15 protein-coding genes are annotated in these 17,543 nt (G+C 75.2%); 11 read left to right on the top strand and 4 right to left on the bottom strand.

Annotated elements, in window-relative coordinates:
• Window positions 1-117 precede the first annotated feature (117 nt).
• Window positions 118-3,234 (top strand): glycosyltransferase family 2 protein, encoded by a 3,117-nt coding sequence (locus C229_RS32245; RefSeq protein ID WP_018653459.1) that lies wholly within the window; start codon window positions 118-120, stop codon window positions 3,232-3,234.
• Window positions 3,231-4,622 carry a DUF5719 family protein gene (locus C229_RS32510; RefSeq protein WP_018653458.1) on the top strand — a complete coding sequence of 464 codons (1,392 nt, stop codon included), beginning with the start codon at window positions 3,231-3,233 and terminating at the stop codon, window positions 4,620-4,622. The genes C229_RS32245 and C229_RS32510 overlap by 4 nt, the downstream gene beginning before the upstream one ends.
• Here the strand turns inward: C229_RS32510 and C229_RS0102280 are convergent.
• Window positions 4,619-5,035, bottom strand: a complete 417-nt coding sequence (locus tag C229_RS0102280) for a metallopeptidase family protein (protein WP_018653457.1) — start codon at window positions 5,033-5,035, stop codon at window positions 4,619-4,621. The genes C229_RS32510 and C229_RS0102280 overlap by 4 nt on opposite strands.
• A 196-nt stretch (window positions 5,036-5,231) precedes the next feature.
• On the opposite strand from C229_RS0102280, the gene C229_RS0102275 reads away from it, so the two are divergent.
• From C229_RS0102275 to C229_RS0102245, 7 genes are all read left to right on the top strand, one after another.
• Window positions 5,232-5,585 carry a DUF3499 domain-containing protein gene (locus C229_RS0102275; RefSeq protein ID WP_026313378.1) on the top strand — a complete coding sequence of 118 codons (354 nt, stop codon included), beginning with the start codon at window positions 5,232-5,234 and terminating at the stop codon, window positions 5,583-5,585.
• A 154-nt stretch (window positions 5,586-5,739) separates the two neighbouring features.
• Complete coding sequence (locus C229_RS0102270; protein WP_018653455.1) at window positions 5,740-7,089, top strand: phosphomannomutase/phosphoglucomutase; 1,350 nt, start codon at window positions 5,740-5,742, stop codon at window positions 7,087-7,089.
• Window positions 7,086-7,268, top strand: a complete 183-nt coding sequence (locus C229_RS0102265; RefSeq protein ID WP_018653454.1) for a Trm112 family protein — start codon at window positions 7,086-7,088, stop codon at window positions 7,266-7,268. The genes C229_RS0102270 and C229_RS0102265 overlap by 4 nt, the downstream gene beginning before the upstream one ends.
• Window positions 7,265-8,401, top strand: coding sequence for a bifunctional phosphoglucose/phosphomannose isomerase (locus tag C229_RS0102260; protein ID WP_018653453.1), 1,137 nt, complete (start codon window positions 7,265-7,267; stop codon window positions 8,399-8,401). Before C229_RS0102265 ends, C229_RS0102260 begins: the two co-directional genes overlap by 4 nt.
• Window positions 8,402-9,397, top strand: coding sequence for a cation diffusion facilitator family transporter (locus C229_RS0102255; RefSeq protein WP_018653452.1), 996 nt, complete (start codon window positions 8,402-8,404; stop codon window positions 9,395-9,397).
• A 379-nt stretch (window positions 9,398-9,776) separates the two neighbouring features.
• Window positions 9,777-11,333, top strand: coding sequence for a sensor histidine kinase (locus tag C229_RS0102250; protein WP_018653451.1), 1,557 nt, complete (start codon window positions 9,777-9,779; stop codon window positions 11,331-11,333).
• A gap of 12 nt (window positions 11,334-11,345) precedes the next feature.
• Window positions 11,346-12,014: a response regulator gene (locus tag C229_RS0102245; protein WP_018653450.1), complete on the top strand. Its 669-nt coding sequence runs from the start codon at window positions 11,346-11,348 to the stop codon at window positions 12,012-12,014.
• Here the strand turns inward: C229_RS0102245 and C229_RS0102240 are convergent.
• A complete protein-coding gene (locus tag C229_RS0102240; protein WP_018653449.1) occupies window positions 12,011-12,349 on the bottom strand; it encodes a MerR family transcriptional regulator in 339 nt (112 codons plus the stop codon). The two genes, C229_RS0102245 and C229_RS0102240, sit on opposite strands and share 4 nt — an antisense overlap.
• 113 nt (window positions 12,350-12,462) lie before the next feature.
• On the opposite strand from C229_RS0102240, the gene ahcY (C229_RS0102235) reads away from it, so the two are divergent.
• The gene (gene ahcY, locus C229_RS0102235) at window positions 12,463-13,893 is read left to right on the top strand and encodes an adenosylhomocysteinase (RefSeq protein WP_018653448.1); all 1,431 of its coding nucleotides are present in this window, start codon (window positions 12,463-12,465) and stop codon (window positions 13,891-13,893) included.
• A 70-nt stretch (window positions 13,894-13,963) separates the two neighbouring features.
• The gene (gene ahcY, locus C229_RS0102230; RefSeq protein ID WP_018653447.1) at window positions 13,964-15,220 is read left to right on the top strand and encodes an adenosylhomocysteinase; all 1,257 of its coding nucleotides are present in this window, start codon (window positions 13,964-13,966) and stop codon (window positions 15,218-15,220) included.
• Window positions 15,221-15,239: 19 nt separating this feature from the next.
• On the opposite strand, the gene C229_RS0102225 is transcribed toward ahcY (C229_RS0102230), so the two are convergent.
• Window positions 15,240-15,908: a hypothetical protein gene (locus tag C229_RS0102225; protein ID WP_155884550.1), complete on the bottom strand. Its 669-nt coding sequence runs from the start codon at window positions 15,906-15,908 to the stop codon at window positions 15,240-15,242.
• Window positions 15,909-16,232: 324 nt separating this feature from the next.
• Entirely contained in the window at window positions 16,233-17,381 is a 1,149-nt protein-coding gene (locus C229_RS0102220) for a S8 family peptidase (RefSeq protein ID WP_018653445.1), read from the bottom strand.
• Window positions 17,382-17,543 lie beyond the last annotated feature (162 nt).

The following is a 17,543-nucleotide window of genomic DNA, read 5'->3' as shown; positions in this document are numbered from 1 at the left end:
CCGGGCGAGTCTGATATGCCGTGTTTGCGGGCGCTCGGGCGGGGACGTGCGTACAGTAAGCGCCGTGCCGATCGCGTCGGCGCACCCCCCAACCCCGCGACAGAACGAGCGGAAGCGTTGTCCCCCACAACCGATCCCCGCACGGCCGGACCGGCCGCCCGCCCGGCCGCGCCCGCGGGCGCCCCCGTCACCGACCGGCACGTCGTCACCGCCGTCCTGGTCGCGCACGACGGCGCCGCGTGGCTTCCCGCGACGCTCAAGGCGGTGCTGACGCAGACGCGTCCGGTGCAGCGCCTCGTCGCCGTGGACACCGGCAGCCGCGACCGGGGCCCGGCCGTGCTCCGCGAGGTCGTCGGCCCCGGCAACGTGCTGACGCTGCCCCGCACGACGGGCTTCGGCGAGGCGCTGGCCGAGGGCCTGCGGCATCCGGCGGCGACGCTGCCCGTGCCCGACGACGATCCGGGCGCCGGGGCTCGCAGCGAGTGGGTGTGGCTGCTGCACGACGACTCCGCGCCCGCCCCCACCGCACTGGACCGCCTGCTGCACGCCGCGACCCGCGACCCGGGCCTGACCGTCCTCGGCCCGAAGGTCCGCGACTGGGACGACCGCCGCGTCCTGCTGGAACTGGGCGTCACCGTGGACGGCGCGGGACGCCGCGACACCGGCATCGACCCCGGCGAGTTCGACCAGGGCCAGCACGACGGCGACCGCGAGGTCCTCGCGGTCGGCAGCGCCGGGATGCTCGTCCGCCGCGACGTGTGGGAGCGCCTGGGCGGCTTCGACCTGGCGTTCGGGCTGTTCCGCGACGATCTGGACTTCTGCTGGCGCGCGCACGCGGCGGGCGAGCGCGTCATGGCGGTGAGCGACGCCGTCGTCCACCACGCCGAGGCGGCCCGGCGCGGGCTGCGGCGCATCGGCATGGCGGCCGACTCGCCGCGCCGCCGCGACCGCCGCAACGCCCTCTACACGCTGTTCGGCAACCTGCCCGCCCGCGCGCTGCCCGCCGCGCTGCTGCGCAACGTGCAGGCGTCGGCGGTGCGCGCGGCGCGGCTCGTCGCGACGAAGCGGACGGCGGAGGCGCGCGCCGAGCTGGCCGCGCTCGCGGACGTGCTGCGCTCGCCGTGGCGGCTGCGCCGGATGCGCGCGGAGCGCTCGGGCGGCCGGATGCACGTGTACCGGACGGTCCGCCGCCACCTGGCCAGCGGCGTCGCGCGGCGGCGGCTCGCCGAGTCCCTGTCGGACCGGTTCGCGGCCCGCGACGCGCGCCGCCGCGCCGCCGCCGAGCGCCGCGCCGCGTCCGACGAACCGGGCTGGGCGCGCCGGACGCTGACGCGCCCGCCCGTCCTGCTCGGCCTCGGCCTGACGGCCGTGACGCTGGCCGCCGCCCGGTCCCTCCCGGCGGCCGGGACCGAGCTGGGCGGCGGCGCGCTCGTCCCCGCCCGGGGCGGGGCGTCCGACCTGTGGACCGCGTATCTGGCGGGCGAGCCGCCGTACGTGGGCTTTCTCGCGCTGCTGTCGACGGTCACGTTCGGCAAGCCGTGGCTGGCGGTCACGCTGCTGCTGTTCGCGGGCGTCCCGCTGGCCGGGCTCGCCGCGTACCGCGCGTCCCGGCTGCTGGGTTCGCCGCGCCGCCCGGCCCGGCCCGCCGAGCGCGCCTGGTTCGCGACCGCGTACGCGCTGCTGCCGACCGCGACGGGCGCCGTCGCGCAGGGCCGCGTCGGAACCGTGACGGTGCTCGTGGTGCTGCCGCTGTTCGCCGCGCGGGTCGCCCGCATGACGGGCCTGCCCCGGCACGGCGCGGTGCCCGAGCCGGTCCGGCGGGCGCGGGCGGCGTGGGGCGCGGCGCTGCTGCTGACGGTGGCGCTGGCGTTCGTGCCGCTGACGTGGGTGCTCGCGCTGCTGGCGGCGGGCGCGGCGTGGCTGCTGCTGGACCGGCCGGGCGGCGCGGCGCGCCGTCACCTGGTCCTGGTGGTCGCGGTGCCGCCGCTGCTCCTGCTGCCCTGGACGCTCGGCCTGCTGCGCCACCCGTCGCGGTTCCTGCTGGAGGCGGGCGTGCACGCCCCGGTCCGGGGCACGACGCCGGACGGGGTCCTGCTGCTCAACCCCGGCGGCCCCGGAACGCCCGCCGCGTGGGCGATGGCGGGCCTCGCCGCGGCCGCCGCGTCCGCGCTGCTGCTGCGGACGCGCCGCACGACGGTGCTGGCGGGCTGGCTGATCGCGCTCGGCGGGCTGCTCGTCGCCGTCCTGGCGGGCGCCCTCACCGTGACGAACGGCGCCGACCGGGCCGCCGTCTGGCCGGGCACGGCGCTCGCCGTCGCGGCGGCCGGGCTGCTGCTCGCGGCGGCGACGGCCGTGGCCCGCGCCGCCGACGCGCTGACCGGCCCGGGACGTCTCGCCCGCATCGGCGGTGCGCTCGTGGTCGCGGCGGCCGTCAGCGCACCGGCCGTCGCCGCCGTGACGTGGGTCGTGCGGGGCGTGGACGGCCCGCTGGGCCGCGTCCCCGCCGGGACGGTCCCCGACTTCCTCGCCGGACCGCACGCCCCCGGCACGCTCGTCCTGCGCACCCGCGACGGCCGCGTCGGCCACACCGTGCTGCGCGACGGCGCTCGCCCGGCGCTCGGCGACCCCGCGCCCGTGCCGGAAGCCGCCGCGCGCAGGCTGGACGGGCTCGTCGCCGCCCTCGCGGGCGCGCGGCCCGGCGACGACGCGGCGCCGCTCGCCCGGATGGGCATCGAGTACGTCCTGGTCCCCGACCCCGGCCGCGACCCGCTGACGGCCGTGCTGGACGCGTCGCCGGAGCTGACCCGGGAGAGCCGCGCGGCGGCGTTCGGCGTGTGGCGGCTGCCCGTCCCGGCGGGCCGCCTGATGCTGCTCGACGGGCCGTCCGCGACGCCGCTCCCGGCCCGCGACGCCGTCGCGGTCCCGCCGGGGGCGCCCGGCCGGACGCTGCTCGTCACCGACCCGTCCGGCGCGACCCACGCCACCCTCGGCGGCCGCGACGTCGAGGCCCGCACCGTGGACGGCTGGGCGCGCGGCTACCCGGTCCCGGCGGCGGGCGGCACGCTGCGCCTGTCCGGCGGCTCGGTCGTCCGGCAGGCGTGGACGGGCGCGCAGGCCGTCGCGCTCGCCGTCCTGCTCGTCCTCGCGCTGCCCGGCGCGCGCCCCGGCCCGGGCGCCGATCCGCGCCGGGGACGGCGCCGCCGCAGCCCCGCCCTCACCCCGGACGCCGCATGAGTCCGCGCAGCCGCCGCCGGACCCCGAACGCGCGCGTCGTCGGCCTCGCCGGGTCGCGCGGCGCGACCGCGCTGCTCGTCGGCGTCGCCGTGCTCGCCCTGGCGGGCGTCGCGCGGCTCGTGCCGCTCGGCGCGGCGCCGGAGGCGCGGGCCGGGACGCGCGTCCCGGTCACGTCCGCGCTGCTCGCCTGCCCCGCCGGGGACGTCGCCGTGCAGCCGTGGCCCGGCGCCCGCGACGGCCGGATCACCGTCGCCCCCGTGACCGGCGGCGCGCCGCTGTCGGACGGCGGCGCCGCCTGGTCGGCGAGCCCCCGCGCCGACGTCGCCGTCCGCGCGGCGGGCGGCGCCGCCGCCGGGCTCGCCGCCGAGCAGACCCGCGACGACGTCGGCCTGGCCGGGACGCGCTGCGCCGAACCCGCCGTCGAGCACTGGTTCACCGGCCCCGGACCCGGCGCCGCCGAACGCGTCGAGGTGCACCTGACCAACCTCGACCCCCGGCCCGCCTCGGTCGACCTGCACGCCTACTCCGGCGACGGCCCGCTGGACGGCACCGACGGACGCGGCATCACCGTCGAGCCCGCCACCACCCGCGTCGTGCGGCTCGGCGCGTCCGCCGAAGGGCTCGGCGACCTGGTGCGCACCGCGCGGGAACTGACGCTGCGCGTGGTCGCGACGACCGGCCGCGTCGCCGCCGCCGTCCACGTCCGCGCCGACGCGGGCGCCGACTGGCTGCCCCGCGCCGCCGCCCCCGCGCGGGAGATCATCGTGCCGGGCGTGCCCGGCGGCTCGGGGGAGCGGCGGCTGCTCGTCGCGGTCCCCGGCGGCGAGGACGCCCGGCTGAGGATCGAGACGATCACCGCGCAGGGCGTGGTGACCCCCGGCGGGCGGGGCACGCTGGAGGCGTTCGCGGGCACCGTCACCGCCGTGGACCTGCACCCCTCGCTCGCGGCCCGGCCCGCCGCCGTGCGCGTCACCGCCGACCGGCCGGTCGTCGCGGGCGTCGCGGTCCGGCGCGGCAGCGACGTCGCCTACGGCGCCTCCGCCGGGCCGGTCGGCGGCGGCGCGCTGCTGCCCGCCTCCCGCCGCGACGCGTGGCTGACGCTGACGGCCCCGCGCGCCGGGGCCACGGTCGTGCTCACCCCCGTCGGCGGCGGCGCGCCCCAGCGCCTCACGGTGGCCGCCGGGCGCACCGCCGAGACGCGGATCGCCGCCGGGACCGGGGCGCTGCTCGTCCAGCCCGAACGCGGCTCGGGGCCGGTGTACGCGGCGCGGCTGCTCACGGCGGGCGGCGGCTCGGACGTCCGCCTCACCCTGCTCCCGGTGCCCGAGGCGGCCCGCACGACGGCGCTCCCGCCGGTGGGCGGCACGCGGCGGGTGCTGATCCCCTAGTCGTCGGGCGAGTCGTAGCTCGGATCGACCGATTCGGGGGAGAGACCGAGCAGATCCGCGATCTCCTCGACCAGCAGATCGCGGACGAGGCGCGTGGTCTCGGCGTCGTCGTCGGCGCGGGCCTCCACGGGCCGCCGGTAGACGACGATGCGGACGGGCTCGCCGGGTTCGCCGGCCTCGGTGGCGCTGAGCGGGACGGGGCCCTCGTCGTCGTCACCGATGAGCGGGACGTCCTCGACGGCGAACTCCACCTGGGCGAGTTCGCGGTCCCACCGGCGGCCGAGGCGGCGGACCTCGTCGGCCACCAGGTCGTCGAAGCGCTCGGCGCGGGTGCGGCTGATCGGCGCCCGCGGGGGAGTCAGCGGGCCGCGCAGGCCCCTCCCCCGCCGGTCGCGGCGCCGGACGCCTGCCACACGGGATCGCACCCCCTCAGCTTACCGTCCGTCCTCCGGCATCGCCCCGGACCCGGGCACAAGCCTTCCGTCCGGTGACGGCTCGTGGTGCATACCTTCGGGTGCGTGACGAAAGACGGGGAATTTGTGCGGTAACGGCGACACGTACCTCAGGGGTGGTGGCGGACGGGGCGGCCGAGGGGTACGGTCGGCCATCGTGAGCCCCGTCCGGATCTGTTCCCGCACCGCCTGCAAGGCGCCTGCGGTGTTCACGCTCACGTACGTCTACCGAGACTCCACCGCGGTCCTCGGGCCGCTGGCCACGTACGCCGAGCCGCACTGCTACGACCTGTGCGCCGAGCACTCCGAGCGGCTCACCGCCCCGATGGGCTGGGAGCTGGTCCGCCTCCCCGTCGAGGACGACGCCGAACCGTCCTCCGACGACCTCGAAGCCCTCGCCGACGCCGTCCGCGAGGCCGCCCGCCCCGCCCCCGCCGGGCACGAACCGGTCGGCCAGGGCACCGAGGTCGGCCGCCGCGGCCACCTCCGCGTGCTGCGCTCCACCGACTGACCCGCCCCCTCCTTTCGCAGACATCGCGCACCGCCGCCCGCGACTCTGCATTCGGCTGAGCACTTCTGCCCGACCGCGCTCATCGCGCGTCGGGCGGGTGCCCCGGCGGCGGTAGGCTCGGGTGCCGCAAATCGCGACACCGATCGGAGCACGAGTGGGCGACCTCGCCAAGATCTTCAAGGCGTACGACATCCGCGGCGTGGTGCCCGCCGAACTGGACGCCGCGACGGCCGAGGCCATCGGCGCCGCCTTCGTCCGGGTGACCGGCGCGACCGCCGTCGTCACCGCCCACGACATGCGCCCGTCCTCCGGCCCGCTCGCCGCCGCGTTCGCGCGCGGCGCCGCCGCCCAGGGCGCCGACGTCGTCCAGGCCGGGCTCGGCTCCACCGACCTGCTGTACTACGCGAGCGGCATCCTCGACCTGCCCGGCGTCATGTTCACCGCCAGCCACAACCCCGCGCAGTACAACGGGATGAAGCTGTGCCGCGCCGGGGCCCGGCCGATCGGCCGCGACACCGGCCTCGCCGACATCCGCGCCCTCGTCGAGCAGGGCGTCCCCGCCTTCGACGGCGCCCCCGGCACCGTCACCGACCGCGACGTCCTCCAGGGCTACGCCGACCACCTCAAGACCCTCGTCGACCTGTCCGGCATCCGGCCCCTCAAGGTCGTCGTGGACGCGGGCAACGGCATGGCCGGGCACACCGTCCCGCCCGTGTTCGCGGGCCTGCCCCTCGACCTGGTGCCGCTCTACTTCGAGCTGGACGGAACGTTCCCCAACCACGAGGCCAACCCAATCGAGCCGGAGAACCTGCGCGACCTCCAGGCGAAGGTCCGCGCGACCGGCGCCGACCTCGGGCTCGCCTTCGACGGCGACGCCGACCGCTGCTTCGCCGTGGACGAACGCGGCGAGATCGTCTCCCCGTCCGCGATCACCGCGCTCGTCGCCGCCCGCGAACTGGCCAAGCACCCCGGCGCCCCGATCGTCTACAACCTCATCAGCTCCCGGGCCGTGCCCGAGGTCATCGCAGAGCACGGCGGCGACGGCGTCCGCACCCGCGTCGGGCACTCGTTCATCAAGCAGACGATGGCCGACACCGGCGCCGTCTTCGGCGGCGAGCACTCCGCGCACTTCTACTTCCGCGACTTCTGGTTCGCGGACTCGGGCATGCTCGCCGCGCTGCACGTGCTGGCCGCGCTCGGTGAGGGCGCCGCGCCGCTGTCGGAGCTGCTGGCCGCCTACGACCGCTACGCCGCGTCCGGCGAGATCAACAGCACCGTCGCCGACGCCGCCGCCGCGACCGAGCAGGTCCGCGCGGCGTTCGGCGCCCGTCCCGGCGTTACGATCGACGAACTGGACGGGCTCACCATCGCCACCGACGGCTGGTGGTTCAACCTGCGCCCGTCCAACACCGAACCGCTGCTGCGCCTGAACGCCGAGGCGTCCGACGCGGCCACCATGGCGGCGGTCCGCGACGAGGTCCTGAGCATTGTGAGGGAGAAGTGACCGTGAAGATCGACTCCTGGCTGCTGGAGGTCCTCGCCTGCCCGAACTGCGGCGGGCGGCTGGAGCCCGACGAGGCCGCCGCCGAGCTGGTGTGCACGGGCACGTGCCACTACGCCTACCCCGTGCGCGACGACATCCCGGTGCTCCTCGTGGACGAGGCCCGCACCCCGGCTCCGTGAAAGTCGCCGTCGACACCGGCCGCCTCGACGACGCCGCGCGCATCGAGGCCGCCGACCCCGGCGGGATGCTCCCGCAGGTCGCCTCGTCGGCGGCGCAGATCCGCGAGGCCGCCCGGCGCACCGCCGAGTCCGGCGCCGTCGAGCTGACCGCCCGCGACGGACGGCCCCGCGCGATCGTCGTCACCGGCATGGGCGGCTCGGGCATCTCCGGCGACGTCCTCGGCGCCGTGGCCGGGCTCGGCTGCCCCGTCCCGATCATGACCGTGCGCGGCTACCGGCTGCCCGGCTGGGTCGGCGCCGCCGACCTGGTGATCGCGGTGTCGTGCTCGGGCTCCACCGAGGAGACGATCGCCGTCGCGGCCGAGGCCGCCCGGCGCGGCTGCCGCCTGCTGTTCGTCGGCGGCGACGACTCGCCGCTGGCCGACCTCGGCGCGCGGACGCGGGCCGCGTTCGTGCCCGTCCGGTCGGTGGGGCAGCCCCGCTCGACGCTGTGGGGCCTGACGATCCCGCTCGTCCTGGCCGCGCGCGGCCTCGGGCTGCTCGACGCCCCCGACGCACTGCTGGAGGCCACCGCCGCCCGGCTGGAGGACGTCGCGCACCGCTGCCGCCCGTCCAGCGAGACGTTCCTGAACCCCGCCAAGCGGGTCGCCGCGTCGCTCGCCGGGGACGTCCCGATGGTGTGGGGCGGCTCGGAGATCGCCGCGACCGCCGCGTACCGGTTCTGCTGCCAGCTCAACGAGAACGCCAAGTACCCGGGCATCGCGGGCGCGCTCCCGGAGGCGAACCACAACCAGGTCGTCGCGTTCGACGGCCTGTTCGGGCGGCCCCCCGCCGACCCCGACGACTTCTTCCGCGACCGCCTCGACGACGCCGAGCACGGGCTGCACCTCGTCGTCCTCAGCGACACCGACGAGCATCCCCAGACGCGCAAGCGCCGCGAGGTCTCCGTCGAACTGGCCCGCGACCGGGGCGTCACCGTCACCGAGCTGGCCGCCGAGGGCGAGCATCCGCTGGAGAGAATCGCGACTTTGATCGCGCTCGCCGACTACGTCACGGTTTACTTGGCCATCGCGCTCGGCGTCGACCCGACGCCGGTCGCGACCATCCAGGAACTGAAGACGAGGATCTCGTAGATGAGTGCAGAAGCGGGGACGAAGGCGATCGTCGCGGCGCTCGCGGCGAACCTAGGCATCGCGGTGTCGAAGTTCGTCGCGTGGGTGTTCACCGGTTCGTCCTCCATGCTCGCCGAGTCGATCCACTCCGTGGCCGACTCGGGCAACCAGGCGCTGCTGCTGCTGGGCCGCAAGCGCTCGCAACGGGTGCGCACGCCGCAACACCCCTTCGGATACGGCCGCGAACGGTACTTCTACGCGTTCGTCGTCGCCGTCGTGCTGTTCACCGTGGGCGCGCTGTTCTCGCTGTACGAGGGCATCCACAAGATCCAGGACCCGCACGCGGTGAAGTCGCCGGCGTGGGCCTTCGCCGTGCTGAGCATCGCGATCGTGCTGGAGATCTTCTCGTTCCGCACCGCGATCGTCGAGTCGAACCAGGTGCGCGGCGACCGGTCCTGGTGGCAGTTCATCCGCCGGTCCAAGGCGCCCGAGCTGCCCGTCGTCCTCCTGGAGGACCTGGGCGCCCTCGTCGGCCTCATCCTGGCGCTCGGCGGCGTCACGCTCGCCGTGCTGACCGGCAACGGCGTCTGGGACGGCGTCGGCACGGTCGCGATCGGCGTCCTGCTCGGCCTCATCGCGGTCATCCTCGCGATCGAGACCAAGAGCCTGCTCATCGGCGAGGGCGCCGACCCCGAGCAGGAGACGAAGATCGTCGCGGCGCTGGAGTCCACCGAGGACGTCGAGCGCGTCATCCACATCCGCACCCAGTTCATCGGCCCGGAGGAGATGCTCGTCGCCGCCAAGATCGCGGTCGACCACGACGACACGGCCGAGCAGGTGGCCCGCGCCATCGACCGCGCCGAGGCCAACGTCCGGGCGGAGTTCCCCGAGGCCCGGATGATCTACCTGGAGCCCGCCCTGTTCGGCCGCGAGAACCTCGCCGAACGGCCCGAGGGCTCGGCCGCCACGTCGGCGGCCAAGGCGGCGCCCGCCGCCGAGGAGGAGCACGCGTCCTGAACGACGCCGAGGGGGCCGTCCGCACGCGGACGGCCCCCTTCGCCGTTCCCCGACGCTTCCTCGCGGGCCGCCGGTCACATCCGGTCGTACCCCAGCCCAGGCGTCGCCGAAGGGCGGCCCGCAAGGAGCGGTCGTGCACCGTCCGGCACCCCTGGGGCCGGACGGTCCCCGGTGCGGTCGCGGCGCCCTCCCGGAAAACCCCCTGATCCGGGCGGATCGCCGTTGTCGCGACCACGTTCTCAACGGTAGGCCGCCCGGACCGCGCCGCGCGTCGGCCAAAGGTAGGGAAACGGCGTCGTCCTCCAGAGGGATGCCGGGTCCTCCGAGAGGGCTCCGCACGGTGAGGTGAGGGACGGCCGTGAGCGGACAGTATGGAGGGGTGAGCAGCGACGACCGACCTCCCGCGCCCGCCCCGCCGTCCGGCCCGCCGGGCGGCGCGGCGCCCACCGCCTTCGGGCCCGCCGTGGCGCACCACGCGTGGCGCCTGTCCGGCCGGATCGTCGCCGGCGTCGGCCAGCTCCTGCTGTGGCTCCTCACCGGCGTCGGGACGCTGCTGCGGCCGGTCGGCCGCCGCGTCGCCGCCCGGCTGACGAGCCCGTCCCGCCAGGCCGCGCCCGGCGGCGACACCGCCACCGCGCCGCTGCCCCGCTGGATCAACCTGTGGGGCGAGGTGACCGGCGCCTGGTACTTCGCGCCGCTCACCGGGTTCTTGCTGGCGCTGGCCGCGCTGGCCGAGCTGGTGCCGCGCGTCCCGTCGCCGTTCGGCGTCGCCGGGGCGCTCGTCGTCGCGGCGACGCTGCCGCTGGTGTGGCGCCGCGAGTACCTGCGTCCCGTCGCGGCCGTCGCGCTCGGCGCGGTCGCGGCGAGCCTGCTCACCGGCCAGCCGCTCCTGGTCACCACCACGCTCGCCGCGTTCTACACGCTGTACGCGCTCGGGCGCGAGCTGCCCCGCCAGTCCACCGGCATCCTCGCCGTCGGCAGCGTCGTCACCGTCGTCGTCGTGTACGTCGCCACCGCCACCCTCGACGAGATCCCGTGGCCCGCCGCGATCGTCGCCGTGCTCGCCGCCATCGGCCTCGGTGACGCCCGCACCGTCGTGGAGAGCGCCGGGCGCACGCAGGCCGCCGCGCAGGAGCGCAACAACGAGACGCTCACCCGGCTGTCGGTCGCGCAGCGCGAGCAGGCCGTGATGCGCGAACGCGCCCGCATCGCCCGCGAGCTGCACGACGTCGTCGCGCACTCCGTCTCCATGATCGCCGTTCAGGCGGAGACCGCGCCGTACACGATGGACGCGCTGTCCCCGCAGGCCCGCGAGGGCTACGCCGAGATCGCCCGGACGGCCCGGGAGGCGCTGGTGGAGATGCGGCGGCTGCTCAGCGTGCTGCGCGCCGACGCCAGGCCCGACCAGTCCGACTCGTCCCCGCAGCCGCGCCTCGACCGGCTCCCCGAGCTGATCGACCAGCACCGCGGCGCGGGCGGCCGGGTCGAGATGGACGTCCGCGGCGACCCCCGCGCGCTGTCCACGACGGTCGAGCTGTCGGCCTACCGCATCGTGCAGGAGGCGCTGACGAACGCGCGCCGCCACGCGCCCGGCGCCGAGGTCCACGTCGACCTGGTCTACCTGCCCGACCGGCTCGCCGTCCGCGTCCGCGACGACGGCGCCGCCGCGCCCACGACCGTCCTGAACCCGGGCGCCGTCCCGTCCCGTACCGGGGGCGCGGACGCCACGGTCACCCTGCCGGACGGCCGGACCCGCGTCGAGCCGGGTCCGGGCGGACACGGTCTGGTCGGCATGCGCGAACGTGCGACCATGCTGGGCGGACGGTTCTCCGCCGGTCCCGCCGCGCACGGCGGGTTCCAGGTGGAGGCCGAGCTTCCGCTGACCAGGAGGGAGAACCCTGCCCGTGAGCCCGGTTCCGAGGTGCCGCCCCGCTGAGGCCGCCCCGCGATGATCAACGTGGTGATCGTCGACGACCAGACCATCGTCCGCGCGGGGTTCGCCGCGCTGCTGGGCGCGCAGCCCGACATCACGGTCGTGGGGGAGGGCGGCGACGGCCGGGAGGCGGTCGCGCTGGCCGAGCGGCACCGGCCCGACGTCGTCGTCATGGACATCCGGATGCCGCACATGGACGGCATCGAGGCCACCCGCCGCATCCTGGCCGAGCCGTGGGCGGCGGCGACGCGCGTGCTCGTCCTGACGACGTTCGACGTGGACGAGTACGTCTACGAGGCGCTGGCCGTCGGCGCGAGCGGCTTCCTGCTCAAGGACGCCACCGCCGACGAGCTGACGTCGGCCGTCCGCGTCGTGGCGCGCGGCGACGCGCTGCTCGCCCCGCAGGTGACCGGCCGCCTCATCCGCGAGTTCGGCCGCCAGCGCCGCACCCGCCCGCAGGCCCCGGCCGAGCTGGCGACGCTGACGGCCCGCGAGAGCGAGGTGCTGGTGCTCATCGCGGGCGGCCTGTCCAACGCCGAGATCGCCGCGCGCCTGTTCGTCAGCGAGCACACCGTCAAGACCCACGTCGCCCGCGTCTTCACCAAGCTCGGCCTGCGCGACCGCGCCCAGGCCGTCATGCTCGCCTACGAGGCGGGCGTCGTCGTCCCCGGCGGCGACGCCTAGCGGCGGCGCAGCAGGCGCAGGGCCTTCTCCTTCTCGAAGTCCAGGTAGCGGGCGGGCGGGGCGGACAGGCGGCCGATGCGCTCGCCGAACTCGCGGACGCGGGCCTGCACCTCGGGTTCGGCCAGGACGCGCAGGCCGAACGCCAGCTCGGCCGGGCCGATGTCGAAGCGGCGTTCCAGCGTCAGGCCGAGGGCGACGGCGCGCAGGTCGGCGTCGGTGAAGCGGCGGTGCCCGGGGCCGTCCTCGCGGGTGGCGGGCAGCAGCCCCAGGGCCTCCCGGTAGCGGAGCATCCGGGGCGAGGTGCCGAGCCGGCGGGCGGCCTCCGAGATACGCATGGCGGTAAATCTAACAAATCTGTGTCAGGAACAGCCGCTCGACCGTGCCCTGTGGCCCGTTCCGTGCCTAGACTCGCTCCCGAACCCACGCGGACCCAAGGAGCAAACCCAGCATGGACTACAAGGTCGCCGACCTTTCCCTGGCCGACTTCGGGCGCCGGGAGATCCGGCTCGCCGAGCACGAGATGCCCGGCCTCATGGCCACGCGCCGCGAGTACGCCGAGGCCAAGCCGCTGCGCGGCGCGAAGATCATGGGCTCCCTGCACATGACGATCCAGACCGCCGTGCTCATCGAGACGCTGGTCGAGCTCGGCGCCGACGTCCGCTGGGTGAGCTGCAACATCTTCTCCACCCAGGACCACGCCGCCGCCGCGGTCGTCGTCGGCCCGGAGGGCACGGTCGAGAACCCCGCCGGCGTCCCCGTCTTCGCCTGGAAGGGCGAGACGCTGGAGGAGTACTGGTGGTGCACCGACCAGGCCCTGCGCTGGCCCGACGGCAGCACCCCCAACATGATCCTCGACGACGGCGGTGACGCCACGCTGCTCGTCCACAAGGGCGCCGAGTACGAGAAGGCCGGGGCCGTCCCCGCCGCCACCGACGACGACCCCGACGAGTGGCACGTCATCATCGACACCCTCACCCGGACCATCGCCGACCAGCCCGGCCGCTGGACCGAGACGGCCGCGTCCGTCAAGGGCGTCACCGAGGAGACCACGACCGGCGTCCACCGCCTGTACGAGATGCACAAGGCGGGCACGCTCGCGTTCCCGGCGATCAACGTCAACGACTCGGTCACCAAGTCGAAGTTCGACAACAAGTACGGCTGCCGCCACTCGGTGCTGGACGGCCTGAACCGCGCCACCGACGTCCTCATCGGCGGCAAGGTCGCGCTCGTCGCCGGGTACGGCGACGTCGGCAAGGGCTGCGCCGACGCGCTGCGCGGCCAGGGCGCCCGCGTCATCGTCACCGAGGTCGACCCCATCTGCGCGCTCCAGGCCGCGATGGACGGCTACCAGGTCGCCACGCTCGACGACGTCGTCGGCCAGGTCGACATCTTCGTCACCACCACCGGCAACTTCAACATCATCACCGCCGACCACATGGCGCAGATGAAGCACCAGGCAATCGTGTCCAACATCGGGCACTTCGACAACGAGATCGACATCGCCGGGCTCGCCCGCGTCCCGGGCATCGAGAAGATCGAGATCAAGCCGCAGGTGCACGAGTGGCGCTTCCCCGACGGCCACTCCATCCTCCTGCTGGCCGAGGGCCGGCTGATGAACCTGGGCTGCGCCACCGGCCACCCCTCGTTCGTCATGTCGAACTCGTTCACCAACCAGGTGATCGCGCAGATCGAGCTGTTCACCAAGACCGAGGAGTACCCGCTCGGCGTCTACGTGCTGCCCAAGCACCTGGACGAGAAGGTCGCGCGCCTGCACCTGGACGCGCTGGGCGTCAAGCTCACGACGCTCACCAAGGAGCAGGCCGACTACATCGGCGTGCACGTGGAGGGCCCGTACAAGCCCGACCACTACCGCTACTGATCACCCGCTGATCGCACCGGCGCCGCCGCACGCAACCCGTGCGGCGGCGCCGCCGCCTCTGGAGGAGTCCGTGAGCGACATCGCCGACGCCGCGCTGGCCTACGACGGCGTCAAGCGGATCGAGTGGGCCGACCGGAGCATGCCGGTGCTCGGGCAGATCCGGGAGCGGTTCGCGCGGGACCGTCCGCTGGCCGGTCTCACGGTGGCGGCGTGCATGCACGTGACGACGGAGACGGCCGGGCTGATCCGGACGCTGCGGGCGGGCGGCGCGGAGGTGGCGCTGGCCGCGTCCAATCCGCTGTCCACGCAGGACGACGTCGCGGCGGCGCTCGTCCACGAGTACGGCGCGGCCGTGTTCGCGCGGGCCGGGATCGACCGCGAGGGCTACTACCGGCACATCCACCAGGCGCTGGAGATCGGCCCGGACCTGGTGCTGGACGACGGCTGCGACCTGGTCAACACGCTGCACCTGGAGCGCCGCGACCTGCTCGGCGGCGTCAAGGGCGGCTGCGAGCAGACGACGACGGGCGTGATCCGGCTGCACCAGATGGTGCGGGAAGGCGTGCTGGAGTTCCCGGTCGTGGCCGTCAACGACACCGACACCAAGCACATGTTCGACAACCGGTACGGCACCGGTCAGTCGACGCTCGACGGGATCATCCGGGCGACGAACACGCTGCTGGCGGGCAAGACGGTCGTCATCGCCGGATTCGGTTACTGCGGGCGCGGCCTGGCCGAGCGGGCGCGGGGGCTCGGGGCGCGCGTCGTCGTCACCGAGATCGACCCCGTCAAGGCGCTCGACGCCGTCCTCCAGGGGTTCGCCGTGCAGCCGATGGCCGAGGCGGCGCGGCACGGCGAGGTGTTCATCACCGTCACCGGCAACCGCGACGTGATCGCCGCCGAGCACCTGGCCGCGATGCCGGACGGCGCCATCCTCGCCAACTCCGGGCACTTCGACGTCGAGATCGACGTCCGCGCCCTCGACGAGCTGGCCGCGACGGTCCACCGGGGCGTCCGCCCGCACTGCGACGAGTACGTCCTGGCCGACGGCCGCCGCCTGCTGCTGCTGGCCGAGGGACGCCTGGTCAACCTGGCCGCCGCCGAGGGCCACCCGGCCGCCGTCATGGACATGTCCTTCGCCGACCAGGCCCTCACCTGCGCCTGGCTCGCCGCCTCGCACGCGTCGCTGCCCGCCGCCGTGCACGAGGTCCCGGCGGAGATCGACACCGAGGTGGCGGGGCTCAAGCTCGCGTCCATGAACGTCGGCATCGACACCCTCACCCGCGACCAGGCCGACTACCTGCGCTCCTGGCGGCTGGGCTCCTGACGCGTCCCGCGACGGCTCGTCACGGGACGGGGGTGCCCGCCGCCTGGCGGCACCGGTGGGCCGGGGTGCTGAGGCAGAGCAGCGGGCGCGCGCCGTCCACGCCGAGCGGGTGCAGGCTCGGGAACAGCGGGCCGGTGCGCAGCGCCAGCCGCAGGCGCGGCACCGGATGGACGCGGCGGCGGCCCCGGGTCTCGATGCGGGTGCGCAGCCGGACGCCGTCCAGGTCGGTGCAGGTGATGAGGTCGCGGGCGGCGGCGGGCAGGCCCGGACCGGGCACGCCGGTGAGGGCCAGGACGCGGCCGGCGGCGACGCGGACGGTCCCGCCCGTCCAGGACATCTCGACCGGAGCGGTGATCGCCGTCCGGCCCCAGACCTCCTCGGCGGCGGCGCGGGCCGCGTCCGTGCTGAACACCGAGACGAGCGGATGGACGGCCGTCACGCGGCGGTGCGCGCGGCGGCGGACCTCCGTCCAGACGCGGCCCGGATCGGGGTCGCGGACCACCACGCCGAGCGTCACCTCCCGGTGCCGCCCGTGCTCGGCGGCGTGCACGACGGCGAGGGCGCGGCGCCCGCCGGCCGTCCGGACGCCGGGCGGCAGCAGGGCGTCGGCGCCGCCGGGCGCCAGCGCGAAGTACGCGGTCAGCGCCGTCCCCCCGCCGCACACCACCGGCCCCTCATACGCGCGCAACCGTTCCTCCAGGGGCCGGGCGGGTCGTGGCCGAGGCTCGCGACGTGGCGTCACTCACCGTAGTGGACGGGATACCGACGAGGGTGTCGCCACCGAGCGCATGAGTATTGCCCCTCCGGGCCATGACGGGCTGACCCCCAGGTGACGGGCGCGGGCGGCAGAACGTCCCGTGGAGGACGGTCACCCGGATATCGCACCGGCTTCCCGCGCACGAAGACCGGCGCCCCGGTCCGCGTGATGCGGGCCGGGGCGCCGGTGGGAGCGACCCTCTGGTGGAGGACCTGGGTCCGGCCGCCCCGGCGGGGGAGGGGCGGCCGGAGCGGGTCAGAGGTTGCGCTTGTTGAGCAGGCGGTTCGGCGTCCCGGACGGGTTGCCGGTGATCACGTTCGGCGTGGCGTTGTTGATGATCCACGTCCGGATCGTGCTGAAGGACGCGTCGCCGTACGTGGCCTTGTACAGCGCGCCGACACCGGCGACGTGCGGGGACGCCATCGAGGTGCCGTTGATGGTGTTGGTCCCGCCGTTCAGCCAGGCGGAGGTGATCCCGGAGCCGGGCGCGTAGACGTCCACGCAGTTGCCCCAGTTGCTGTACGACGCCTTGGCGTCGGTGCTCGTGCTGGCCGCCGCCGTGGTGGCGTTCGCCGCGCTGGCGGGCGAGACGTTGCAGGCGTTCTGGTTCTCGTTGCCGGCCGCGACCGCGACGAACACGCCGCGCGAGGCGAGGTTGTTCACGGCGCTGTTGACGGAGGAGTTGAAGCCGCCGCCGAGCGACATGTTGGCGACGGCGGGCTTGACGTGGTTGGTCGCCACCCAGTTCATCCCGGCGATGATGCCGGAGAAGCTGCCGCTGCCGGAGCAGTTGAGGACGCGGACGCCGCGCAGGTTGACGCGCTTGGCGACGCCGTAGTTGTTGCCGCCGACGGTCCCGGCGACGTGCGTGCCGTGGCCCTGGCAGTCCTGTCCGTTGCCGCCGAACGAGTCGTAGACGTTGGTGGCGCGCCCGCCGAAGTCGGGGTGGGCCGTCGCGATGCCGGTGTCGATGATGTACGCGTTCACCCCGGCGCCGGTGGCGTTGTAGGTGTAGCTGCGCGACAGCGGCAGGTTGGTCTGGTCGATGCGGTCGAGCCCCCACGAGGGCGGGTTGCTCTGGGTGGCGCTGGCGTAGGCGATGCCGTCCTGCTCGATCGAGGCGACGCCGGGGGTGCGGCGAAGCTGCTTGAGCTGGCCGTCCGACAGTTTGGCGGCGAACCCGTTGAGGGCCTTGCCGTAGCGGTACTTGGTGCTGATACCGCGCTTGGCGACGGTGTCGCCGATCGAGACGCCGGCCTTCAGCGTCACGATGTACTCCCCGGCGATACCGGCTCCGGGTGCGGCCAGTGTCAGCGGGGCGGACGGGGTCGCGGCCTGGGCCGGGGTCGCCAGCACGCCCACGAGCGGGGCGGCGGCCAGGACCGCGAGCAGGGCTTTTCTCATCAGAACTCCGTTCGAGCGGGGGAGACGAAGCTGCTGAGAATGCTTGTGAAAAGCGGCAAATAGGTCAATGCCTTCGACAGTGACTGAAATCAACTGTGAACGCCCGGATAATTCGATAACGCACCGGAATGTTTCCCCCGTTACACCCCCGTAGCGCCACGG

The sequence above is a fragment of the Actinomadura flavalba DSM 45200 genome (assembly GCF_000374305.1).
GTDB lineage: Bacteria > Actinomycetota > Actinomycetes > Streptosporangiales > Streptosporangiaceae > Spirillospora > Spirillospora flavalba.
Note: the sequence above shows the minus strand (reverse complement) of the source record. Positions and strands in the feature narration are given on the sequence as shown.

Bases quoted from the DNA above. Each gene is read 5' to 3' on its own strand.
- C229_RS32510 (WP_018653458.1), top strand. From the start codon at position 3,231: ATGAGTCCGCGCAGCCGCCGCCGGACCCCGAACGCGCGCGTCGTCGGC.
- C229_RS0102255 (WP_018653452.1), top strand. From the start codon at position 8,402: ATGAGTGCAGAAGCGGGGACGAAGGCGATCGTCGCGGCGCTCGCGGCG.
- C229_RS0102245 (WP_018653450.1), top strand. From the start codon at position 11,346: ATGATCAACGTGGTGATCGTCGACGACCAGACCATCGTCCGCGCGGGG.
- C229_RS0102240 (WP_018653449.1), bottom strand. From the start codon at position 12,349: ATGCGTATCTCGGAGGCCGCCCGCCGGCTCGGCACCTCGCCCCGGATG.
- ahcY (WP_018653448.1), top strand. From the start codon at position 12,463: ATGGACTACAAGGTCGCCGACCTTTCCCTGGCCGACTTCGGGCGCCGG.
- C229_RS0102220 (WP_018653445.1), bottom strand. From the start codon at position 17,381: ATGAGAAAAGCCCTGCTCGCGGTCCTGGCCGCCGCCCCGCTCGTGGGC.